The sequence below is a fragment of the uncultured Streptococcus sp. genome (assembly GCF_963528215.1).
Classification (GTDB): Bacteria; Bacillota; Bacilli; order Lactobacillales; family Streptococcaceae; genus Streptococcus.
Genome location: NZ_CAURVL010000005.1, coordinates 53449 through 77232, shown reverse-complemented (window position 1 = coordinate 77232; position 23784 = coordinate 53449). Strand labels below are relative to the sequence as shown.

The window sequence follows — 23784 nt, the reverse complement described above, 5'->3', positions numbered from 1 at the left end:
ACTAGAAGAATTTCGGAAAAGCTCAAAAACAGGTAGAACTTATGTTCTACCTGTTTTTTTTTAACAAAAAATTGTTGGAATTAATAGAAAGAATAGAAAGCTTCAGCTAGCTAATGACCGTCCTGCTCCTAAGTCAGTTTGATAGTTAAAGAGGGTAACTTTATATCTTCATGCTTTTAATTTTCTCTTCATCTGGTGTGACGCGCAAGGTTTTCTGGCCCGTATAGGTGACAAATCCTGGCTTTCCACCGGTTGGTTTATTGAGTTTTCTAGTCTCAATCATATCAACTTGGACCAGATTGGAGAGTCTGGCCTTGGAGAAGTAGGCCGCTAGCTCGGCAGCGTCTGTCTTGACCTCATCGCTAGGCTGAAGATTGCCTGTGATGACCACATGACTGCCTGGAATATCCTTGGCGTGAAACCAAAGCTCGTCCTTCTTGGCCATCTTAAACGTCAGCACATCATTTTGTAGATTGTTACGTCCAACCAGGATAATGGTTTGGCCATCTGTTGCCAAATATTTCTCCGGTTTCTGCCTTTTTTGGATTTTCTCTCTCTGGCGTCGGCGGATAAATCCAGTCTGGATTAGTTCCTCTCGTATTTCTGCAATTTCAGTCAGGCTGGCCTGAGCAAGAGCTATTTCCACGCTCTCTAGGTAGAGAATCGTAGTCCGTGTCTCCTCAATCAAGCTGGTCAGGTGTTTGACGGCTTCCTTGAGCTTCTGGTAACGTTTGAAATAGCGCTGGGCATTTTGGTTGGGAGTCAGGGCCTTGTCAAGCGAGATAATAATCTTCTCACCTGTATAGTAATTATCCAACTCAACCTGGTCCTGATCGTTAGGTACCTGATGGAGAAAGGTAGTTAAGAGCTCCCCTTTTTGGCGGAATTCTTCTGCATTCTCCGTTGCTAGGAGCTCTTCCTCTTGCTTGCCCAGCTTTTTCCGGTTCTTTTCCAACTCATTTTCTACTCGGCGAATCAGTTCGCTGGCCTGCTGGTTGACCCGATCTCGCTCTGCTTTGTCCTTATAGAAAGAGTCCAAAAGCTCGGATAGCGTGGACATTTGGGTCTTGCTGTCGGAAAATAGCAGAGCAGAGAAGGATTTTTCGGTTAGGCTTGGCTGAGTCGGACTGGCAAAGAAGGCTCGGAAAGTTTTGAGCTTGTCAGCTGTCAGACGATCACTGAGTTCAGTAGCCGTATCCCGACCCAATCCCTGAAAAATTTGCTGCAGGCGTTTGGGCTCTAAATCCTCAGTATGTAGGATTTCAAAGAGTTTTTCATCGCCCACAGTGAAAGGGTTGAGACTGCTTGGCTGAGGTGGTGCAACATAAGTTGAACCTGGCAGGATAGTTCGGTAGCTATTTTGAGAAAATCCGACATGTTTGATGGCTTCAATAATCTTACCGCTAGCCTTGTCCAAGAGAATGATGTTGCTGTGCTTGCCCATGATTTCAATAACCAGAGTCACAGCCACGCTATCGCCGATTTCGTTCTTATTGGAGACGCTGATTTCCAAAATCCGGTCATTCTCCACTTGCTGGATTGCTTCAATGACAGCGCCCTGCAGGTATTTGCGCATCACCATGATAAAGGTATTGGGAATAGCTGGATTTTCAAAAGTAGTCTCAGTCAGCTGGACGCGCCCAAAGACAGAGTGGGCTGATAGGAGTAGCTTATGGCTTTTGCGATTACTACGAATTTGTAAAACCAGCTCCTGTTCAAAGGGCTGATTAATCTTCTGGATGCGGCCGCCCACTAATTCGTGGCGAAGTTCCTCAGTCATGTGATGTAAAAAAAATCCGTCGAAAGACATGCTTATCTCCTTGAAAGTTACTATAGAAAATTATAACAAAAAAATAAGGTAAAAGCTTCTAAAGTCTCGGCAAAAAGCAATTTAATTTTTTCCTATAACTGCCTCTATAAATCAAATCCGAACATTTTATAAAAATTTTCAAAAAGGTCTTGACATCTTTTCAGGAAAAACTTAAAATATAGGAAATTAGAAAAGTAGTAGATGCATTTGTTTTTAGCGAGCTTGTGGGTGGTGGAAATGAGCAGCAAATCTTTATGAAATTGGGCTAATGGATAAAATGAATTTGAAACAATAAGAATTCGGTAGGCACACCTTACAGTGCAGCTTGTTTGATGACAAGACAGAGATATGGAGAATACTATCTTTTTTCCATAATTGAGGTGGCACCGCGATTTTCGCCCTCACACAGAATACCTGTGTGAGGATTTTTTGTTGCTTATTATAAAAAACAAGGAGAATTGCCTATGTTTAAACGATGGCGTCCCTAGGGATTATACAGAAAAAATATAAAACATAGAAATGGAGAAAGAACATGAAAAACAAACGATTAGTAACTATCTTAGGCCTTTTGGCCGTTTTGGCAATCGGTGGGATTGTCTATTCCAGCTTGAACAGCAAAGGCAACACTACTAAGACTAGTAGTGATAGTCAGACAGTCAAGGTAGGCGTGCTGCAGTATGTCAGCCACCCTTCGCTGGATTTGATTTACAAGGGGATTCAGGATGGTCTGGCTGAGGAAGGCTATAAGGGCGGCAAGATTAAGATTGACTTTATGAATGCTGAGGGCGATCAGAGTAAGGTCTCTACTATGAGTAAGCAGTTGGTTTCCAATGACAACGATGTGCTGATTGGGATTGCGACTCCGTCTGCACAAGGACTGGCAGCAGCTACTAAGGACAAGCCTATCGTCATGGGAGCTATCACAGATCCGGTCGGAGCGAACCTAGTGAAAAATCTGGACAAGCCAGGTGGCAATATCACTGGTGTCTCTGACCGCAATCCAGCTAAGCAACAGCTAGAGCTGATTAAAAAATTGACTCCAGATGTCAAAACTATCGGTGCGCTATACTCTAGCAGTGAAGATAACTCCAAAGCTCAGGTAGAAGAATTCAAAAAATTGGCTGAAGAGGCAGGCTACAAGGTAGAGGAATACTCTGTTCCTTCGACCAATGAAATTGCTTCAACCATGAATGTCATGACTGGCAAGGTTGACGCTATCTGGATTCCAATTGACAATACCATTGCATCAGCTTTTGCGACAGTTGTGTCCAGCAATAAAGAAGCTAAGAAACCAATTTATCCAAGTGCGACAGCCATGGTAGAAGAAGGTGGTCTTGCCTCTGTCGTTGTAGACCAGTATGACCTAGGTGTTGCGACTGGTAAAATGGCAGCTAAAGTCTTAAAAGGTGCTAAACCTGCTGATACTGCAGTAGATATTTTTGATACTGGTAAATCTGTTATCAATACCAAAAATGCGAAAGAACTTGGCATTACTGTGCCAGAAGATGTTTTGAAAGAAGCAGGACAAGTGATTAAATAGAAAGAAAGGGAGTCTGTTGTTTAACAGACTTCTTTTTCTCGATTGTCTCTTCTTGTAAAACCTTTCTCGCAGTTGTATAATAGAATTGGCTCAAGTGAATGGGAAGAGCAAATGAAGTGCAGTTTGCTCCAGTCGATTTTACGAAGAGATAGAAGCGGAAAGGGAGTTAGTCAAGATAGAATGGAAGAAGATATTCAAAAAAACCGCTATATGGGATCGGTCAAGGTTGGCCCCAAGGGGCAGATTGTCATTCCAAAAGAAGTGAGAGATATGTTTGAAATTCAACCTGGGGATGCTCTGGTCCTCTTTGCAGATGCCCAGCAAGGTATTGCCATCCAGCGTTACGAGCTCTATGAAGATCTATTTAATCAGACCTTCAATGGAGACAAAAGTTCAAAAAGTGATTTATAAAATCGGAATCTGCTCAAGCAGATTTTTTCTTTTGCTTTTATTTGCTACTACTAATGAATAGGTGTATAATAAGTATAATAAGTTATACAAATTATACCAAATTCTTTTGAGATTGAGTTTAAATAGCTTAGTTTTTAGCTAAATGAATAAGTTATGACTAGCTTTAGATGTCAAAGTCTTATCTTTAAATAACATTTCGTTTTTTATTTCCTCATATCTGATGAAAGGAGATGTCCTTATGTATGCAGTTGAGATGCAGGATTTGACTAAGCAATACGGCTCAAAGACGGTTGTTGATGGTTTGAATCTAAAAATTGAAGAAGGTGAATTCTTTGCCATGCTGGGGTCTAATGGTGCGGGGAAGACAACAACGATTAAGATGCTGTCCTGTCTAGTTGAACCGACAGCAGGAGATGCCCTAATGCTAGGTCATAGCATTCGCAAGGAGGAAGATGCTGTCAAGGAAGTGATTAATGTTTCACCTCAGGAAACAGCTGTTGCACCCAAGCTGACGGTCAAGGAGAATCTGGAGATGATTGCGCGTCTTTATGGATTTTCTAAGGAAGAAGCGGCGCAAAAGACAGAGCATCTGATGGAGACATTTGACCTGACGGATAGGCAGCATGATCGGGCCAAGTCCCTGTCAGGTGGCTGGCAGCGCAAGCTCAGTATTGCAATGGCTCTAATCAGTCAGCCCAAGATTTTGTTTCTGGACGAACCGACCTTGGGGCTGGATGTACGGGCTAGAAGGGAGTTATGGAAGAATATTGAGCAGCTAAAGGGAAAAGTTACAGTAATTCTAACCACCCATTATCTAGAAGAAGCAGAGGCTTTGGCCGACCGACTTTGCATTATGGATAAGGGAGTGGTGCAGATCTTGGGAACAGCAGAGGAAATTATCCAAGCTTCCGGCAAGAAGGATTTTGAAGAGGCCTTTCTGTCCTATACGGAAGGAGGGGAATTAACATGAGAGCCTTTATTTTTGCTAAGCGTAATTTCAAAGAGATCATGCGTGATTATGTCAGCAGTCTGATGGGAATTGGTTTTCCGGTCTTTCTGATTATTGCCCTGTCCTTGATGAAGCAGAGTCTCAAAGGGATGCCAGCTATCTTTTCCATTGAAAATTTTGCTCCTAGTATGATGGTATTTGGTGCTTCCTGGCTGACTATTTTTGTCGGCAGTTTAATGGCCACGGACCGCAATAGCTCTTTTCTCATGCGTCTCCTATCTACACCGCTTAGAAGTGTGGATTATATCTTAGGGTATTCGATTCCAGTTCTGCCTCTGGCTCTTTTACAGGGCATAGCCAGTTTTGCGACTGCAATGATTTTTGGCTTATCCTTAAATTTGGGAACTTTTTATGCCCTCTTGGTTTTGATTCCCGTGGCTTTGTTCTTTATTTCCTTGGGCTTGCTTTTAGGATCAGCCTTCTCTAGCAGTAATGCAGTTAGTGGTTTTGGAACTATTCTTGTCAATGCCACGGTTTTTCTCAGTGGAGCAGTGCTTCCGATTAAGATGATAGGAGGTGGTTTTGAAGCATTTTGCAATGCCTTGCCATTTGCCCATGCAGCAAAGGCTGTTCAGTTGGCATTGGCTCAAGATTTGAATTCGCTTTTGCCTCATCTGTTTTGGGTTCTGCTCTATGCTTTCCTATTCTTTATCCCTTCTGTCTGGATTTTCAAAAAGAGGATGAAAGGGTAGAGGTTTAGTTCAATGTAGAAATCAGCTGGATTAGCTTGCGAAATGTTTAGAAATCTGTTAGAATGAAATATAATTAAATAGCAATCCGCAAGACCAGTAACCTAGGGGAAGTTTAACAGGGAGGGGAGCCAGCGACTGAAAGCTCTCTAGATGAAAGCTAGGCGAATTCACTTGCTCTAGGATTGATAAGTAAGGTCTGGCTTGCCAGATAAAAAACGGATGGTACCGCGTGTCAACGCTCCGCTTATGGAGATTGGCGCGCTTTTTTATTTTGGAGGGAAAATGACGAAAACGATTGAAGAACAACTAAAAAGCCTGCGTGAAGAGACTCTAGCTTCTCTCAAGCAGCTCAAGGCTGAGAATCAAAAGGAACTGCAGGACTTGCGTGTAGCAGTCTTGGGTAAGAAGGGGTCGCTGACTGAAGTCCTGAAAGGGATGAAGGATATTTCAGCTGAAATGCGGCCGATTATCGGTAAGCATGTCAATGAAGCGCGTGATATTCTGACAGCAGCCTTTGAAAAGACTGCTCAAGAGATGGAAGAGCAATTAGTAGCTCTGAAACTGGCTGAGGAATCCTTGGATGTGACCCTGCCAGGCCGTCAAATTCCGGTTGGGAACCGTCATATTCTTAGCCAGACTAGTGAAGAAATTGAAGATATCTTCATCGGGATGGGCTATCAGGTCGTGGACGGCTTTGAAGTGGAGAAGGACTATTACAACTTTGAGCGGATGAATCTGCCTAAGGACCACCCAGCACGGGATATGCAGGACACTTTCTACATTACAGAGGAGATTCTGCTCAGAACCCACACCAGTCCGGTGCAGGCGCGAGCTATGGATGCTCATGACTTTTCTAAAGGGCCACTCAAGATGATCTCACCAGGGCGCGTTTTCCGCCGGGATACCGATGATGCGACTCACTCACACCAGTTCCATCAGATTGAAGGCTTGGTGGTTGGAGAAAATATTTCCATGGCAAACCTGCAAGGAACGCTGCAGCTAATTGTCCAGAAGATGTTCGGTGAAGACCGCAGTATCCGTCTGCGTCCATCTTACTTTCCATTCACTGAACCATCTGTTGAAGTGGATGTTTCCTGCTTTAAGTGTGGCGGCGCCGGCTGTAATGTCTGCAAGAAGACCGGCTGGATTGAGATTATGGGAGCTGGTATGGTGCATCCGCGCGTGTTGGAAATGAGCGGCATTGATGCAGAGAAATACTCTGGATTTGCCTTTGGTCTTGGCCAAGAGCGGGTAGCTATGCTCCGCTACGGTATCAACGACATTCGTGGCTTCTACCAAGGAGATATTCGTTTTTCTCAGCAGTTTAAGTAGAAACCTGTATTCATAGATGCAGCTTTTCTGAGAAAGGAGTGCAGTATGCTAGTCAGAGTTAAGAAAGAAGAAGCGAGCCTCCTGCGAGAGTTGGAAGTCGCGACCTATCAAGAAACCTTTGGTCCATTTATCAAGGAAGCTGATATGGCTCATTATTTTGACAATGAGCTGTCACTTGCAACTATCGAAAAGGAGCTGTCGAATCCTGAGTCAGAGACTTATTTTGTTGTCAAAGACGGTGAAATTGCTGGTTTTCTCAAGTTTAACTGGGGACAGGCTCAAACGGAGCACGAATTGCCACAGGCCTTTGAGGTTCAGCGAATCTATGTCTTGAAAGCCTATCATGGTCAAGGCCTGGGCAAGGAGATGTTTGAATTTGCCTTGGAAGAAGCCGAGAAACGAAGCTTTGACTGGGTCTGGCTGGGCGTTTGGGAAAAGAATTTTAGAGCTCAAGATTTTTACTTTAAATACGGCTTTGAAAAATTCAGTCAGCACGACTATATCACTGGTGAGACAGTAGACACAGACTGGCTGCTGCGCAAGAAATTGAAATAAACAAGAAAATTTAAAGAGAGGAAATGACACGACCTAAAAGCTTTAGATTTAGATGATTTGTTTCTGAAATCAGGATTTCAGACAAATCCCTAAAATTTGGTCGATCAAGTTTCTCAGCGATAGAATAGAGAAAGGAATTGAACCCGGGCTAAAAACTCGGAAAAAAGATAGATTTGCGATCATTCGCCGAATGCTTAGCAAATCTCCTATTTTTCAGTCGTTTTTGACGCCCTTGGTATCTTAAATATGCTAGTAAGTTATAAGTGGTTAAAAGAGTTAGTAGACATTGATGTGGTGAGCGCTGAGCTGGCTGAGAAAATGTCAACGACAGGAATTGAAGTGGAAGGTGTGACATCACCAGCTGCTGGCCTGTCAAAAATTGTTGTTGGTGAGGTGGTATCGTGTGAGGATGTTCCTGATACCCACCTACATGTCTGCCAGGTCGATGTCGGAGAAGAGGAGAACCGTCAGATTGTCTGTGGTGCTCCAAATGTTCGTGCAGGCATCAAGGTTATGGTAGCTTTGCCAGGTGCTCGTATTGCAGACAATTATAAGATTAAAAAAGGGAAAATCCGTGGCTTGGAGTCACTGGGTATGATCTGCTCTCTGGGTGAGCTGGGTATTTCAGACTCAGTTGTGCCAAAGGAATTTGCGGATGGCATTCAAATCCTGCCGGAAGAAGCAGTGCCAGGTGAGGAAGTCTTCTCTTATCTGGACTTGGACGATGAGATTATCGAACTTTCCATCACACCAAACCGAGCTGATGCTCTGTCTATGCGTGGGGTGGCTCATGAAGTGGCTGCCATCTATGACAAGTCAGTCCGTTTCAAAGACTTCCCGCTGGTGGAGAATGAAAAACATGCAGCTGACAGTCTTTCAGTTGCCCTTGAGACAGAGAAAGCCCCTTACTACGCGGCTCGTATCTTGGAAAATGTTACTATTGCTCCAAGTCCGCAGTGGCTGCAAAATCTCCTCATGAACGAAGGAATCCGTCCGATTAACAATGTAGTGGACGTAACTAACTACATCCTGCTCTACTTTGGTCAGCCTATGCATGCCTTTGATCTGGATACGTTTGAGGGCGACCAGATTGTCGTGCGGGAAGCGCGTGCTGGTGAAAAACTGGTGACGCTGGACGGAGAAGAGCGGGAGCTTGAAGTTAGCGACCTAGTCATTACTGTCGCAGATAAGCCTGTTGCTCTGGCTGGTGTTATGGGTGGTCAAGCAACAGAAATCTCTGGCCAGTCTACTCGTGTTGTTTTGGAAGCAGCTGTCTTTGATGGGAAATCAATCCGCAAGACCAGCGGGAGACTTAACTTGCGCTCGGAATCATCTTCCCGCTTTGAAAAAGGCATCAATGTAGCAACTGTCAATGAAGCTTTGGACGCGTCAGCAAGCATGATTGCGGACTTGGCAGGTGCAACCGTTCAGGCTGGTATCGTATCTGCTGGCAGTTTAGACACTAGTGATGTAGAAGTGGTGTCTAGTCTCGCGGATGTCAACCGTGTGCTGGGAACAGACTTGCTTTATACAGATATTGTGGATGTCTTCCGCAGACTTGGCTTTGGCCTGTCAGGAAGTGCTGAACAGTTCACTGTCAGCGTGCCTCGCCGACGCTGGGATATTTCAATCGAAGCAGACCTCTATGAAGAAATTGCCCGCATTTACGGCTATGACAAATTGCCAGCTAGCCTGCCAAAAGATGATGGGACTGCTGGTGAATTGACTGCAACGCAGCAACTGCGCCGTCAAGTACGGACCTTAGCAGAGGGAGCTGGACTGACAGAAATCATCACCTATGCTTTGACGACGCCAGAAAAGGCGGTTGAGTTCACTCTCAATCCTAGCAACTTGACTGAGCTCATGTGGCCGATGACAGTGGAGCGCTCTGTTCTTCGTCAGAACATGGTTTCTGGTATTTTGGACTCCCTAGCCTACAATGTGGCTCGTAAAAATAAGAACCTAGCTCTCTATGAGATTGGAAAAGTCTTTGAGCAGACCGGCAATCCTAAGGAAGAACTGCCAAATGAAATCAATAGCTTTGCCTTTGCTTTGACAGGTCTGGTTAATGAAAAAGACTTCCAGACCAAGCCAGTAGCAGTTGATTTCTTCTATGCTAAGGGTGTAGTGGAAGCACTCTTTGCTAAGTTGGGCTTGACAGCTGAATACACGGCTAACAGCCAGATTAAGAGTTTGCATCCTGGTCGGACTGCTTTGATCTCTATCAATGGCCAGCCTGTCGGCTTTGTCGGCCAAGTCCATCCTGCGACAGCCAAGGCTTATGATATTCCTGAAACTTATGTGGCTGAGCTCAATCTGTCTGCTATTGAAGAGCAGCTCCAGCCAGCGCAGCCATTTACAGAAATCACTAAATTCCCAGCTGTCAGCCGGGATGTGGCCCTCTTGCTCAAAGCAGAAATCACTCACCAAGAGGTTCTTGATGCAATCCAAGCAGCTGGTATCAAGCGCTTGACCGATATTAAGCTCTTTGATATCTTCTCTGGTGACAAGCTAGGTGTCGGCCTCAAATCCATGGCCTACAGCCTGACTTTCCAAAATCCAGAAGCCAGCCTGACTGACGAAGAAGTGGCTAAATACATGGAAAAAATCGAAAAATCTCTGACCGACAAACTTGGGGCAGAGGTGCGCTAATGAATTATTCCCCAGTCATGTGATTGGGGATTTTGATTAATACTCTTCGAAAACCTATTCAAATCATAGTTGATTAGCTTTCTATCTTGGCAAACTTATTACTGGGATGCGAGCAATGATGTAGACGACACGAGAAGAATTCGAAATTGAAAATCAGTAGGGAAAGAAATCATGGAAAATGTAAACCAAATCTCCCAAAGTCAAACTCTTTGGGCTAGAAATAAATATCTGGTTCTCAGTCATTCCAGTAAGATTTATCTGGAAATCCGCCAATATCTGAAAAGTGACTCGGTGGAAGCAGCACATGTTCAAGACTTGATTGATCAGGCGGTGGCCCTGCCTGAAAACCGCGGTCAGGTCAGCAATGCCTTTCAGCATGTTTGGGGCTATTTTAAGAAAAAAGTCAGCACTTCAGAAAAAGAAGATTTTATGCATCTTTTGCTTCGTTACCAATCCGGACAGGCTGAGCAGAAAGACTTGGTAGGAGCTGTAAGGGACCTGCTAGTCAAGTATCCCAATCCTTATCTGCAGCAGTCGACATTGATATTTGAGGATGAATCATGAGGAACTGAAATCCAGGAGAAAGAATAAGCTTGCTCGTCTAGTAGCTTTGGGGGGTGTAGATGATAAGAATAATTTGTTAGGCTCATAAACAATATTATTTTGACTGGTTTCGATAAAGGCTCCACCTCGAGCAAAACGTATCTTTAAGGTATGATTGGAGAAAAAATGTTTTTTACTTATCAGGGAAATAAATTATATTATAAAGTGATTGGTCAAGGAAAGCCAGTCTTGGCAATTCATGGTTTGGGCTGTTCATCTGAATTGATGGAAGGATGTTTGGAACCTATTTTTGAGAAACATGCTGGCTATAAAAGGATTTATTTAGATTTACCTGGCATGGGTAGGTCTGATGCCAATCCTGCTTTTGCAAGTGCGGATGCGATTTTAGAGATGCTCCTGAACTTTATAGAAACTGTAATCGGAGGACACAGCTTTCTCTTAGCTGGAGAGTCTTATGGTGGTTATCTTGCTCGAGGAATTTTGGCTAAGAAAAATTCGCAGATTGATGGTTTGCTGCTTATTTGTCCAGTAGTTGTACCCAATCCGCAAGAAAGAATTCTGCCAAAAGACAGCCTGCTAATTAGAGAGGTAGGTTTTGATATAGCAGGTAAAAGCGAAGATTTCGTTGATTTAGCGATTTTACAGACTAAAGAAACTTATCAACGGTTTGAAAAAGAAATCCTAATTGGGCTTCAGATGATGAATGTTCCCTTTATCCAAAAGCTGCAAGAAAACTATTCTTTTTCGTTTGAAGTGGATCAAGAGATACAGGAAAAGGGCTATGACGAGCCCAGCCTTTTTATAGCAGGAAAGCAGGACCAAGTCGTGGGCTTCCAGCAGTTAGCGCAACTGTCTCACTATTATCCAAGGGCAACCTATGCTGAGATGGATCTTGCCGGTCACAATGCACAGATAGATCAAGAGGCTCTCTTTACTGCCTTAGTTGAAAATTGGCTCAAGCGAATTGAACTTTCCTGATACTACAAGATTTAATATGTTGAACAGGTGCAGATGAAACTGGAGTTCACCAAAGAGATCTAATTCAGTTCCCAATTGATTTTAAAAGCATAGAAAAAAGCGGTCACACCGCTTTTTTGCTTATTATCCCCAGAATTTTTGGGCGATTGCTTGGCCTTGTTTGATTTTTGCCCATTGTTGCTCAATGGTGAGTTCGTTTCCAGAGTCACAAGAGGCGAAGCCACATTGGTGGGAGAGCAGGAGTCGCTCTTTTGGTAGAACAGTTGCTGCTTTCTCGAGGAGGTCTAGGACGCGTTTTTCGTCATCCAAGCTTGTCGTCTTACTGGAGAGCAGTCCTAAAACAACTTCTGCATCTTTGTCCTTCAAAGCTGCTAGGGCTGAGACATCTCCAGCCACGTCACTGTCCCAGTCTAGGAAGTAGCGATCATAGTGTTGGTCGCGCAGGAATTTTTCCGCGATAGCTTCGTAGGTACCCTCAGCAGCAGAGCGGCTTTCGTAGTTACCACGGCAGTTGTGGGTCCAGACAGTCAGTCCAAGCTCATGGGCGTAGTCTACGACTTCGTTATTAATAGCGACAAACTCGTCTGCTAGGTCAGCCAGACTAGCATTCCCCTCCGCAAAGAAGCTAGCAGGATTGGACTCGTCAAAGAGTTCCCAGAGGCAGTCGTCAAACTGGATAATCTGTCCGCCAGCTGCCTTATAGTCGTCCAAAAATTCCTTATAGGCTTGAATCAAGCCTTTTTTCAAATCTTCATTGGTCTCATAAACTTGTCCTGGTCCCGCTAAGCGGTCAAAGACAGCTAACTCAGTATAAGCATGGGCAGGCCCCCAGACAGTTAGCTTAGTATCTTCACCAGCAGCCTCTTCCTTGACTAGCTTATAAATCTCGATAAAGTGATGGTTTTTACCAGAGAGTGGTGCTGTGATGCGGATACCAATGTCCTTGCGGGTCTCGTATTGCCCACCGTCGTGGTCCTTGAAGGTATAGCCGTGGTCAGCAATGTAGCGCTCAATTCCCTTAAGTCCCCAGACAAAGTCCAGATGCCACATAGACTTGGAGTATTCTCCATCCGTCAGGATGTCAATTCCCTTAGCCTTTTGCTCAGCAATAATCTCCTTGATGTCAGCTGTCTCCGTCTCATGGTAGCCTGGGAAGCTGTCGTAGAAGGGGTACTGAATATCATCGCGGTGCTCAATTTCTGTCTTATACTGGCGGAGATTTTCTGGGCGCAGAAGGGATCCAACCAGTTGAAATTTTGATTTTGTCATAAGATTTCTCACTTTCATTAGGGATTATGGTCCATTGTATCGAAAATTCCTCGGCAAATAAAATAGTTAATTATACTGGTAGGGTATAGCCGAAAACTATTGCTCGCGCTTCCTGAAATTTTTCCTTCAAATCAAAGTATCTTCTCCATTACAGTTTCCTGAGCCTGAAGCCCTAATCGCTCATAGAAACGCAGAGCTCCGACATTGTCGTTCCAAACATTGAGAGTCAGATTATAGCAGCCGATTTTCCGAGCATAGTCTTCCGCAAAGCGGTAAAGCTGCTCGCCAACCTTTTGCCCTCTGGCTTTCTCATCTACACATAAATCCTCAATAAAAAGTGTCTTGATGGGATTGAGTACAGGACTGTTCGGTTCCTTGATGGAGCAGAAGTGGTGACCGAGGATTTCTCTGGATTCACTTTCAAAGACGAAAATAGGGGTGGAATCCTGGCATAGAATCTTCTCAAGTTCTTCATTGTTAAATTTGCTTCCCTGATCTTTAAAAATATCTGGCCGAGCTTGATGATGAACCAGCAGGACTTGCTGGAGGAGTTCTTGTAGTGCAGGAATATCGCTGACTTGGGCTTTTCTGATTGGCATAATTTTCTCCATTCATCTTTTATAGAATCATTATACGACAGGGAACTATTTTGTCAAGCGAGCTCGGAAAGACTAACAGAACAAGTAGCGCCTGACTATCAAAGGTCAGTCAGAGTGATTGATTTCGTCAAGGTGTATTTCCTTATAATAAAAACTATTTTTTCTTGACAAATGAAACAGACAAGTGTAGAATATAAGTATAAACTACAAATGTAGAAAAAGGAGAAAAGGATATGACTATTACAAAAAAAGCCTTTATCGGAATTCTATCTCTGACAGTAGCGGTCCTATTGACTGCTTGCTCAGGCAATACTAACCAAGGAGGGAATACTAGTTCATCACAGAATACACAAGGCCAAACATCACAATCTACGCAAAATCAGACTTCGCAGTCATCAGCTGCATCTTCCTCTAATCAGCCTTCTTCATCATCAAATGCAGGGCAGGCTACTAATCTAGACGGGCGCTACCAAGCAACCGACCATGATGGTGACCAGCATGTCCTGGAAATCAATGGTACGACTGGTACTTGGACTGAGACCGAGGTCGATGGCAGTAAGGAAATCAAGAAGGTACAAGTAGATAGCGCTAATCAAAGACTGATAGTCGGCGATGATGTCAAAAGTTACCGCCAAAATGGCAATCAGCTGATTGTGGACGAATTGGATGATGATCCAGACACTCTGACCTTTACCAAGCAGTAAAGCGCTTTTCATTCTGCTCAGGACAACAGGATGAGCAGTGAGGAAATCAAACTAGAGGCTGGGACAAAAGTCCTAGCCTCTCAATTGTCTTTGGATTGTCGAGCAAGACGCAGTGGTTGAGTGGGCTCTACTACGCTGATTTCATCAGCTTTTACAGCCCTACTCAACTGTGCGGAGGTGGGACGACGAAATCGAATTCTAACGAATTACCGATTTCTGTCCCACTCTCTTTTTTATAAGAATTTTATCGCCAATGATGTCAAAAATTTGAATTGAAGGGTGCTCTAAGTTGTATAATAGTTACTATAAAGATATCAAAGGAGAAGAAACGATGAAATTGGCAGTTTATACAAAAGCAGGTCAAGTTGGACTGACTGAGATTGATCGTCCGCAAATCATTGAGGCAGATGATGCCATTATTCGGATTGTTCGGACCTGTGTCTGTGGCTCTGACCTATGGCGCTACCGCAGTCCAGATATTGAAGCAGGCCATCAAAATAGTGGGCACGAAGCGATTGGAATTGTCGAGGAAATTGGCGATGCAGTAACAACTGTAAAACCTGGCGATTTTGTTATTGCTCCATTTACTCATGGATGCGGGCAATGTGATGCCTGTCGAGCAGGATTTGATGGCACTTGTGATTCTCATATTGGGAATAATTGGTCAAATGGGGTGCAAGCAGAATATATGCGCTTCGAATTTGCTAACTGGGCACTTATCAAAATTCCGGGTCAGCCTTCTGATTATACAGAAGGAATGCTCAAATCCCTCTTGACACTGGCTGATGTCATGCCAACTGGTTATCATGCTGCACGAGTGGCAGACGTCAAGCCTGGTGATAAGGTTGTCGTGATTGGTGACGGAGCTGTTGGACAATGCGCTGTTATCGCTGCTAAAATGCGTGGTGCTTCCCAAATCGTTCTTATGAGCCGTCACGAAGATCGACAAAAGATGGCCTTAGAGTCAGGTGCGACAGCTGTTGTTGCAGAACGTGGCGAAGAAGGAATTGCCAAAGTGCGTGAGATTCTAGGTGGTGGTGCAGATGCAGCTCTGGAATGTGTCGGGACAGAAGCAGCTGTTGATCAAGCTCTGGGAGTCCTTCACAACGGTGGCCGCTTAGGCTTTGTCGGTGTGCCACACTATAATAACCGAGCTCTTGGTTCTACCTTTGCCCAAAATATTACAGTGGCAGGCGGTGCGGCCTCTGTCACGACTTACGACAAGCAAATCTTGCTCAAGGCAGTTCTTGATGGTGATATTAATCCGGGCAAGGTCTTTACAAGTGAGTACAGACTGGATGAGATTGATCAAGCTTATAAAGATATGGATGAACGCAAGACTATTAAGTCCATGATTGTCTTTGATTAGGTGTATAAGAAAACAGCCTTGCTGCGGTCTATTTATGATGGCAGTAGGCTGTTTTTGAATAGCTTGGTAGTTCTTTTCATGAAAGGAAATTCATTCTTTTTGCTCTCTGCACCAAGCTATCCACTTTGACCATTCGGCGGCCAGATGGAGCTGGTGTTCTTTGATAAGGCTGTCTGGACAAAGGCTGGGGAATTCGACGCAGAATCGGGCTTCTAGGCCTTTTTCTGTGTCGCGAAACTGATGGCGAATTCCCCCGATATTGCTACCATTCGCTAGACTGGCGGCACCGACAGTTTGGAAGGGATAAGACGCATCACGAGGCTCCTCTATCTCAGCTTCACCACCAAGGTCAAGAAAAAACTGTGTTGGCAGTGGGCTGTTTCCTGCAGTCTCAATGACTTCAAGTTTGCCACTGTGCGGCTGCAAGGCATAATGGTCTGGACAGGCACCAAGATTGACTCTTTTATGAGTATCTGTCTTTTCTAACATTAATTTTTCTAGCCTTTTACTGAAAGAAGCAGCAGTCAGTCCACTTGCAAAAATCGTTACAACAGCTCTTTTTCGTGGTTTCTTGGACCATTTGGCTGCCCATTCCATCAAATATTGGCTCCATTTGATTTTGGTTCCGATTTGCTGGATTAGCTCTTCGTATGTCAGCTTCATTTTTGCTTCCAGTAGGGCTTGGTCTAAAATCTCCGTGTTGTCAGTATTAGGCAGCTGCAGATTAAGCATCTTAGCTGCTTTATGGATTCTCTTCTTCCGCCATTGCACAATTCTTTCTTGACTAACTTCTTTTTGATTGATCATAATCTTCATCTTTTAATCCTCTTGTTCTTGTCTTCTACTTATATTTATTATATAGTGGGAGCTGGATGACATACAAGCATCAATTTTAGATAGACTGTTGCATTTTGAGGTGAATAGCATGTATGAGAAAAAACGAAAAAAGACAGAAAAGCAGATAGAGGATAGCTTGCTGCAGCTGATGAAAGAGCAGACTTTTGAGACTATCAGTATTCGCCAATTGATTGACTTAGCAGAGATGAATCGCAGTACTTTTTATCGGCATTATTTGGATAAATATGATCTGCTGGAGAAGATAGAAGACCGCTTGCTAGATGATTTGAAGTCCTATTATCAAGAGGCTCTAGAATCTGCCTGCTTGTTCAAGTTAGAAAAGGAATTTAAAGTGGAAGACTATATCCATGAGAAACAAAATCTTTTTCATTTTTTTGAGCCTTACTTGGAAGACTTGGCTATTCTTTTGGGTCCAAATGGCTGTCCTACTAGTTCGTTGAAGTTGCAGGAAGCTCTGAGGGAGATTTTCTCGCAGAGTATTTCCTTGGGTGATCCACATTTAGAGGAAGTAGAGGCGGACTTGCTCCTGAATCATCAAGCCGCGTCCTTTATGGGAACCCTGATTTACTGGCTGGCTCATCCTCGCTATAAGGCTCAGCAAATGAGCGATTTTCATGCTAGGGTGACCGCTGTCGGTCTGGCGGGCTTTGTCAGAGAGCATATGGAGGGGGATTGACAGGATAGTTTTTCCAGCTTGCTTCTTTATGGTATAATAGTCTGGAATATCTCAAAGGAGGACAGCCTTGTTTTTAGCTTTTAAAGAGATTGTCTATAGCCGAGGGCGCTATCGTTTAGTCGTTGCTGTGGTCTTTCTCATTACCTATATGGTTTTCTTTTTATCTAGTCTTTCCGTCGGTTTGGCTAGGCTCAATCGCTTGGCTTTGGACCAATGGCAGGCTGAGTCGATTGTTTTGTCGGAGTACGCCAATAAGAATCTAATAGCTTCGACTCTCAAGGAAGAGGAATACAGCCGCCTGCTTCAAGGGGACTCAATCGCTGCTTTGGGACAAACATCAGCAGTGGCCAATTATGAAGATGGGACTGATAAACTTAATGCTCAGGTTTTTGGTCTCTCTTGGGATAGTTTTCTAGCGCCTGACATTATTGAGGGACGTCCTGCTGAGAATGCTTATGAAGTTATTGCGGATAAGCGTCTCCAGCAAAAAGGTGTGAAACTAGGCGACCAACTCCAGCTCAATGGCAGTGAGCGCCTCTATCAGGTTGTTGGTTTCACAGAGGATAATAGCTTCTTTACGCAACCTGTAATTTTTATGGATCTAGATGATTTCAGGGAATTAAAGTACGGCTCTAGTCAGGTTAAGAATATCAGCGCACTTGTGGTCAAGGATGGTCAGAAGATTGAAGAAGCAGGACTTAGTCAACTCTCTATGAGTGATTTTATAGAAAATATCCCTGGTTATCAGCCTCAAGTACTGACTTTTTCCTTTATGATTGGGGCCATGGTTCTGATTACATTTTTGGTACTGGGAATTTTCATGTACATCATTACCATCCAAAAGACGCATCTTTATGGTATTATGCGCGCCCAAGGGATTGCCAGTGGGAAGATTATTGCTTCTATTTTTTGGCAGATTTTCATCCTGTCCACTCTGGGAATCAGCTTGGCAGTCTTGGCTCTTTTGGGAACCCAGCTAGTCTTGCCGGCTTCTATGCCTTTTTACAGTGACTGGCGAGCTTATGCTGGATTGATTGTCCTGATTGTTTTCATGTCACTGGCTGGCGGACTTTTGTCCATTCACCGGGTTCTGAAAATTGACCCTATCACAGCGATCGGAGGTGAGTAAATGTCAATCATAGAACTAAAAGGGGTTACAAAAGAATACGGCCAGGGACATACGCTGGTTCAAGCCCTGAAACCAACTGATTTCCAACTGGAAGCGGGGCAGTTTGTAGCTATTATTGGGCCGTCAGGCTCGGGTAAAACAACCCTTCTGACCTTGCTGGGGCATTTACAAACACCCTCAAAAGGGCAGATTCTCTTGCATGGGAAAGATACTTCCCAGCTCAAGGAAAAGGAACGGGCAGCCCTGCGTTTCAATGATTTCGGCTTCATTTTGCAGGCTTCCAATCTCATTCCTTTTCTGAAAATCGAAGACCAGTTTCAGTTGATTGACCGCTTATCTAAAAAGGAAAGAACAGAACTAGACAGTCTGATTGAGCTACTAGATCTAAAAGGAACACTCAAGCAGTATCCCAAAGAATTGTCCGGCGGAGAACGGCAGAGAGCTGCTATCGCTAGAGCGCTTTACAATAGCCCAGATATTATCTTGGCTGATGAGCCGACAGCTAGTCTGGATACGGAGCGGGCCAAGCGCGTGGTCCATTTACTCAAAGAGGTGACCCAGAAATTCCATAAGAGCGTGGTCATGATTACCCATGATACCCGCCTGCTGGACGAGGTTGACAAGGTTTATGAGATGCAAGACGGAGTGCTGACTCAAGTTCGATGAAGATGCAAGCAAACGGAAAATAGTTTCCGACAAGATAAGGAGGTAGCCATGATTCATTATAAAACAAATCCTCAGCTAGATTTTGCGGCAGTGCTAGACCTCTATGCTTCGGTTGACTGGAGCAATTACACTAATCATCCTCAGCAGTTAGAGCAGGCCTTCCATCAGTCCTTGTTTGTGATGGCAGCTTATGACGATGAGGAGTTGGTTGGTTTGATCCGAGCGGTCGGAGATGGGCTTACCATTGTCTTCATTCAGGATTTGCTGGTGTATCCACACTACCAGCGTCAGGGGATTGGACGAAGCCTTCTTCAGAAAACATTGGAAAGATTTAAGGATGTTTACCAAATCCAGCTGGCAACGGAGCAGACAGATAAAAATCTAGCGTTTTATCAAGATCTCGGCTTTCGCAGGCAGGAAGATTTCGACTGTACGGGCATGATTTATGCACCTGATAAAAAGTAAAATTATAGAGAGAGTGGGACAGAAATCGGTAATTCGTTAGAATTCGATTTCGTCGTCCCACCTCCGCACAGTTGAGTAGGGCTGTAAAAGCTGATGAAATCAGCGTAGTAGAGCCCACTCAACCACTGCGTCTTGCTCGACAATACAAAGACAATTGAGAGGCTAGGACTTTTGTCCCAGCCTCTTTTGTCATGTTCACAAGAGGAAAAGGGAAGTAGAACTAGATCGATGAAAATATTTCTCGGCCTTTTTTTGTTTTTCCTTGACAGTTAAATTGTCAGAATTTATAATAAAAGAAGAAAGGTGATAACGGTGTTATCGAATTAAAATCATGAAAAAAGAAACAGATGAGTTAAATGAAAAAATCTTGGAAAGCGCAATGAGTGAGTTCTTGGCTTATGGCTATCAGGATGCTTCACTGCGGAGAATTTGTCGCGCTGCTGGCTTGACGACTGGGGCTCTTTATAAGCGCTATGAGAGTAAGGACAGTCTCTTTGCTGCCCTGCTTGAGCCTACTCTGATAGCTTTAGATCAGTATGGACAAGAGCAGAAGCGACGTGACTATGCTTTCCTAGAAGAGGGACACCTGTCTGACATGTGGGCACATCGCTTGGAAGATCTCCAGTCCCTGATGAGGATTCTCTATGATCATAAGGATATTATGCAGCTCTTGCTCTTTAAATCTCAGGGTTCTTCGCAAGTGGACTTCAGGATGCGTCTGCCTCATTTGGCTGCTGACGAGACTTATCGCTATTTGGAGTTGGCTTACAAAGAGGGTAAGATCAATCGTTTGGTCAAACATGAGTTTCTGCGATCGTGCATGACAGCTTATTACACAGCTGTATTTGAGCCCTTGGCTCAAGACTGGCCCCAAGAGCAGGCGCTGGAATTTTGCCATTCCATCATGGACTTGTTTGACTGGGGAGGTTTGCTAGGTTTTTGATAGAAAGAAGGAAATTCTATGAAGAAAAAATCTGTTCTTGCTTGGATCTGGGACTTTGTTTCCCTTCATAAGATGTATTTTGTGCTCAGTCTAATCTTTGCTTTTGTCTCTGTGCTTTCAGGATTCCTGCCTTATTTCTTTATTGGCGGGATGATTAATAAACTCTTGGCTGGCAATAAAAACTGGGATTTCTACCTGCAACAGTCAGCTTGGGCAGGTTTGGCCTGGATTGGCTACTGGGGATTTCACGGTATTTCCACCATGCTGTCGCATACGGCTACTTTTAAGATTCTAGCGGAAATGCGGCATCGCCTGACAGATAAGCTAGCTAGGCTGCCTTTAGGTACAGTGCTTAGTCAGTCATCAGGCAGCTATAAAAACATTATCGTTGAGCGGGTGGATGCGACCGAAACGACCTTGGCCCACCTGATTCCAGAGTTTACTGCTGGGATTTTTGGTCCGATTATTGTTCTCATTGCTATGCTGGTTATCGATTGGCGGCTGACCTTGCTGTCTCTCCTGATTATTCCTATCGTGGCGCTGGCCTATATGCGGATGGTTGCTAATAGCGAAGCTGACTATCAAAATACTCTGGTCAAGACCAAAAAGCTCAATGATACAGCGGTGGAATACATCAATGGGATTGAGGTTATCAAGGTTTTTGGCAAGGAAAAATTTTCTTACGATAAGTTTGTCACGGCTGCTAGAGAAGGAGCAGACTGCTTTATTGAGTGGATGCGCAAGTTCAATCTGGAGATGGGCATTGTGACTGCTTTTCTGCCATCAGGCTTGCTCTTTCTGCTGCCGGCTGGCTGTTATTTCTATCTGCAAGGCAGTTTGACTGCCAGCAATTTTATTCTGATGATTATTCTGTCGCTCAGTCTTCTGACTCCTCTGATTTTAGTGGCTAGTTACATGGACGATTTACGGAAAATCGGGACTATTTTTGGCCAAGTCATTGATATTCTGGAAAAGCCTGATTTGAAAAGGCCTCAGGAGCTGCGAGAACTTCCAAAAGGAAGGGATCTGGTCATGACGGATGTCAGCTTTGGCTATACAGATGAAGAGGAAGTACTCCATGGTATTTCGCTAGATATTAAGGCTGGCAGTATCAATGCTTTAGTTGGTCCGTCCGGCTCAGGTAAGTCTACAATTGCCAAGCTTCTGGCTTCTTTCTGGGATGTCACTTCTGGTCAGATTACCTATGGTGGCATGGACATTCGCCAACTTCCGCTAGATTATTACAGTCGGCAGATTGCTTACGTGACCCAGGATAACTATCTCTTTGATGAGACTATTATGGAAAATATCCGGATGGGAAATCCAGCAGCATCTGACGAAGAGGTCATCGAAATTGCCCGTCGCTGTGGCTGTTATGACTTTATCATGAACTTAGAAGACGACTTTGAAACTCAGGTAGGCTCTGGTGGCGGTCATCTATCTGGTGGGGAGCGTCAGCGGATTGCCATCGCCCGTGCCATGCTTAAGGATGCGCCGATTCTTATCTTAGATGAAGCGACTGCTTATACAGATCCGGAAAATGAAGCACGGATTCAGTCCAGTCTGGCTCGTCTGATTGAAGGACGGACCTTGATTGTCATTGCCCACAGGCTATCTACAATCATGAGTGCAGACCAGATAGTCCTGGTCAATGATGGTCGGATCGAAGCTAGAGGCCGCCATGAAGAGTTGTTAGCGACCAGTCCGCTTTATGCTTCTATGTGGCAGGCCCATATTGCAACCAGGGATAGTGATGAGATGGAAGGAGGGTTGACTCATGCTTAATATACTGAAGAAATTCTTTGATTTCTGTACGGCAGAGGACCGTAGGAAATTTTATCAATCCATTTATCTGGGCGTCATCAAGTCCTTTATCATCGCTCTGCGTATCCCAGCAATAGGCCTAGTCCTTATGGGACTGATTGAGAAGAACCTCTCTATGCAGACCTTCTGGCTGGCTCTGGGTATCATGTTGGTATCCACTGTGCTAAACGTCTGGATTACCCTGAAAATTACCATGCTGCAGACGGAAGCGGGCTATCATACCTGTGCTCAGAAGCGGATTGAAATTGCAGAGCACATGCGCTATTTGCCCATGGGTTACTTTAATCAAAATAGCTTAGGCAAGATTACCAGTGTTACGACTAATACGCTGGAAGGACTGTCTGATGTAGCTACGCGAGTGGTTATGATGACTGTGCAGGGCTTTCTGACGACTGGTCTCATCACTATTTTAGTCTTTCTATATGATTGGCGGGTTGGACTGGTTCTCTTGGTGGGTCTCGTCCTCTTTCTCCTGCCAAATACCCTCATGCGTTGGCAAGTTGGCAAGGTTTCTGATGACAAGTATCAGGCAGATAGGGACCTAGTAGCCGTTGTTTTGGAGTATAGCCAAGGGATTGCTGAAGTTAAGAACTACAATCTGGTCAACCGTTCTGCCAAGAAGCTGTCCAAGGCTATTGAAGGCAAGAGTCGGCTAGATACCAAAATGACACTTGTGACCTCACCTTACATTGCCCTCCAGGGCATAGTGACTAAGCTGACCGGTCTATTTATGGGGCTTTTCTCTATCTACTTTTATCTCGATGGGAGTATGGAGCTGCTTGTGACCATTATGATGATTGTCAGTGGCTTCATGATTTATGAAAATCTAGACGGCGTTGGTTCGTTCTCTTCTCTCCTGCGCATTGTTGATCTGTCGGTTGATATGGTCAATCAAGTCTTAGCCATCCAGCCGATGGACATCAGTGGTCAGGATATTGAGCCAAAGAGCAGTCGTATTGAGTTGATAGACGTTAGCTTTTCTTATGGAAATAAGAAAATCATTGACTGGGTTTCCCTTACCATTCCCGAAAAAACAACAACTGCCTTGGTCGGACCTTCTGGCTCTGGCAAAACAACGCTCTGCAACCTCATCGCCCGCTTCTGGGATGTGGATCAGGGAAGTATCAGTCTAGGCGGCCATGATGTCAGGGATTACAGCTATGACAGCCTGATTCGTAATTTCAGCTTTGTCTTTCAAAGCGTCTATCTCTTTGAGGATACCATTGCTAATAACATTCGTTTTGGCAAGCCGGAGGCCAGTCAGGAAGAAGTAATAGAGGCTGCCAAGAAAGCGGCCTGTCATGACTTTATCCTCTCACTGCCTGATGGCTATGATACCAAGATTGGTGAAGGAGGTGCCAGTCTTTCTGGAGGTGAGCGTCAGCGCATTTCCATTGCACGGGCTATTATCAAGGATGCACCTATTATCATTCTGGATGAAGCGACAGCCAATGTTGACCCAGAAAATGAAGAAGCCCTCATGCAGGCTATTCAGGCTCTGACTCGCGATAAGACTATCATCATGATTGCCCACCGACTCAAGACGGTTGAGCATGCAGACCAGATTTTGGTGCTGGATCAAGGCCGCATTGTCGAACAAGGCAAACACCAAGACTTACTAGCTAAACAAGGCATTTACAGTAAGTTTATCCAAGAAAGAAAAACGGCTGCCAGCTGGCGGATATAGCTGGCGGAGTGATAAACTGAAACAGCAGGCCATTGGCTTGCTGTTTTTAATT

The 23784-nt window shown here is 44.4% G+C and carries 22 protein-coding genes; 18 read left to right on the top strand and 4 right to left on the bottom strand.

Features of this window, described 5'->3' with window-relative positions; translation table 11 throughout:
* Positions 1 to 160: 160 nt before the first annotated feature.
* Entirely contained in the window at positions 161 to 1810 is a 1650-nt protein-coding gene (gene fbpA, locus RWS24_RS03580) for an Rqc2 family fibronectin-binding protein FbpA (protein ID WP_314365466.1), read from the bottom strand.
* Positions 1811 to 2342: 532 nt separating this feature from the next.
* Between fbpA and trpX the strand changes: the two genes are divergently transcribed.
* The 9 genes from trpX (at position 2343) to RWS24_RS03535 (ending at position 11543) form a co-directional block, all read left to right on the top strand.
* The gene (gene trpX, locus RWS24_RS03575; RefSeq protein ID WP_314365463.1) at positions 2343 to 3350 is read left to right on the top strand and encodes a tryptophan ABC transporter substrate-binding protein; all 1008 of its coding nucleotides are present in this window, start codon (positions 2343 to 2345) and stop codon (positions 3348 to 3350) included.
* A gap of 111 nt (positions 3351 to 3461) precedes the next feature.
* The gene (locus tag RWS24_RS03570) at positions 3462 to 3761 is read left to right on the top strand and encodes an AbrB/MazE/SpoVT family DNA-binding domain-containing protein (protein ID WP_314365461.1); all 300 of its coding nucleotides are present in this window, start codon (positions 3462 to 3464) and stop codon (positions 3759 to 3761) included.
* 220 nt (positions 3762 to 3981) lie between these two features.
* Positions 3982 to 4731, top strand: coding sequence for an ABC transporter ATP-binding protein (locus RWS24_RS03565; protein ID WP_314365458.1), 750 nt, complete (start codon positions 3982 to 3984; stop codon positions 4729 to 4731).
* Positions 4728 to 5462, top strand: coding sequence for an ABC transporter permease (locus tag RWS24_RS03560; protein WP_314365455.1), 735 nt, complete (start codon positions 4728 to 4730; stop codon positions 5460 to 5462). Before RWS24_RS03565 ends, RWS24_RS03560 begins: the two co-directional genes overlap by 4 nt.
* A 282-nt stretch (positions 5463 to 5744) precedes the next feature.
* Positions 5745 to 6794, top strand: a complete 1050-nt coding sequence (gene pheS / locus RWS24_RS03555) for a phenylalanine--tRNA ligase subunit alpha (RefSeq protein WP_002900605.1) — start codon at positions 5745 to 5747, stop codon at positions 6792 to 6794.
* A gap of 45 nt (positions 6795 to 6839) precedes the next feature.
* The gene (locus RWS24_RS03550) at positions 6840 to 7349 is read left to right on the top strand and encodes a GNAT family N-acetyltransferase (RefSeq protein WP_314365451.1); all 510 of its coding nucleotides are present in this window, start codon (positions 6840 to 6842) and stop codon (positions 7347 to 7349) included.
* A 246-nt stretch (positions 7350 to 7595) separates the two neighbouring features.
* Positions 7596 to 10001, top strand: a complete 2406-nt coding sequence (gene pheT / locus RWS24_RS03545) for a phenylalanine--tRNA ligase subunit beta (RefSeq protein WP_314365450.1) — start codon at positions 7596 to 7598, stop codon at positions 9999 to 10001.
* A 171-nt stretch (positions 10002 to 10172) separates the two neighbouring features.
* Positions 10173 to 10565, top strand: coding sequence for a YbgA family protein (locus RWS24_RS03540; RefSeq protein ID WP_314365448.1), 393 nt, complete (start codon positions 10173 to 10175; stop codon positions 10563 to 10565).
* A gap of 150 nt (positions 10566 to 10715) precedes the next feature.
* Positions 10716 to 11543, top strand: a complete 828-nt coding sequence (locus RWS24_RS03535; RefSeq protein ID WP_314365445.1) for an alpha/beta hydrolase — start codon at positions 10716 to 10718, stop codon at positions 11541 to 11543.
* A 123-nt stretch (positions 11544 to 11666) separates the two neighbouring features.
* Here the strand turns inward: RWS24_RS03535 and RWS24_RS03530 are convergent, their stop codons facing one another.
* Both RWS24_RS03530 and RWS24_RS03525 read right to left on the bottom strand, forming a co-directional pair.
* Positions 11667 to 12812, bottom strand: a complete 1146-nt coding sequence (locus RWS24_RS03530; RefSeq protein ID WP_314365443.1) for a cobalamin-independent methionine synthase II family protein — start codon at positions 12810 to 12812, stop codon at positions 11667 to 11669.
* 131 nt (positions 12813 to 12943) lie between these two features.
* On the bottom strand, positions 12944 to 13411 hold the full coding sequence (locus RWS24_RS03525) for a GNAT family N-acetyltransferase (protein WP_314365441.1): 468 nt from the start codon (positions 13409 to 13411) through the stop codon (positions 12944 to 12946).
* Between the two features lie 233 nt (positions 13412 to 13644).
* Between RWS24_RS03525 and RWS24_RS03520 the strand changes: the two genes are divergently transcribed.
* Positions 13645 to 14115 carry an SP_0198 family lipoprotein gene (locus RWS24_RS03520; RefSeq protein ID WP_314365440.1) on the top strand — a complete coding sequence of 157 codons (471 nt, stop codon included), beginning with the start codon at positions 13645 to 13647 and terminating at the stop codon, positions 14113 to 14115.
* 331 nt (positions 14116 to 14446) lie between these two features.
* Positions 14447 to 15484, top strand: a complete 1038-nt coding sequence (locus RWS24_RS03515; RefSeq protein ID WP_314365437.1) for a zinc-binding dehydrogenase — start codon at positions 14447 to 14449, stop codon at positions 15482 to 15484.
* Positions 15485 to 15574: 90 nt separating this feature from the next.
* Here RWS24_RS03515 and RWS24_RS03510 read toward each other — a convergent pair whose 3' ends face one another.
* Complete coding sequence (locus RWS24_RS03510; RefSeq protein WP_314365436.1) at positions 15575 to 16300, bottom strand: hypothetical protein; 726 nt, start codon at positions 16298 to 16300, stop codon at positions 15575 to 15577.
* A 109-nt stretch (positions 16301 to 16409) separates the two neighbouring features.
* On the opposite strand from RWS24_RS03510, the gene RWS24_RS03505 reads away from it, so the two are divergent.
* From RWS24_RS03505 to RWS24_RS03475, 7 genes are all read left to right on the top strand, one after another.
* Entirely contained in the window at positions 16410 to 17018 is a 609-nt protein-coding gene (locus RWS24_RS03505; RefSeq protein WP_314365433.1) for a TetR/AcrR family transcriptional regulator, read from the top strand.
* A gap of 67 nt (positions 17019 to 17085) precedes the next feature.
* Positions 17086 to 18147: an ABC transporter permease gene (locus RWS24_RS03500; protein WP_002925166.1), complete on the top strand. Its 1062-nt coding sequence runs from the start codon at positions 17086 to 17088 to the stop codon at positions 18145 to 18147.
* Entirely contained in the window at positions 18148 to 18813 is a 666-nt protein-coding gene (locus RWS24_RS03495; protein WP_314365427.1) for an ABC transporter ATP-binding protein, read from the top strand. It abuts the gene before it with no gap.
* A gap of 48 nt (positions 18814 to 18861) precedes the next feature.
* The gene (locus RWS24_RS03490; RefSeq protein ID WP_314365424.1) at positions 18862 to 19278 is read left to right on the top strand and encodes a GNAT family N-acetyltransferase; all 417 of its coding nucleotides are present in this window, start codon (positions 18862 to 18864) and stop codon (positions 19276 to 19278) included.
* 331 nt (positions 19279 to 19609) lie between these two features.
* Positions 19610 to 20221, top strand: coding sequence for a TetR/AcrR family transcriptional regulator (locus tag RWS24_RS03485; protein WP_314365422.1), 612 nt, complete (start codon positions 19610 to 19612; stop codon positions 20219 to 20221).
* 18 nt (positions 20222 to 20239) lie between these two features.
* Positions 20240 to 22006: an ABC transporter ATP-binding protein gene (locus tag RWS24_RS03480; protein WP_314365419.1), complete on the top strand. Its 1767-nt coding sequence runs from the start codon at positions 20240 to 20242 to the stop codon at positions 22004 to 22006.
* The gene (locus RWS24_RS03475) at positions 21999 to 23732 is read left to right on the top strand and encodes an ABC transporter ATP-binding protein (protein ID WP_314365417.1); all 1734 of its coding nucleotides are present in this window, start codon (positions 21999 to 22001) and stop codon (positions 23730 to 23732) included. Before RWS24_RS03480 ends, RWS24_RS03475 begins: the two co-directional genes overlap by 8 nt.
* Positions 23733 to 23784 lie beyond the last annotated feature (52 nt).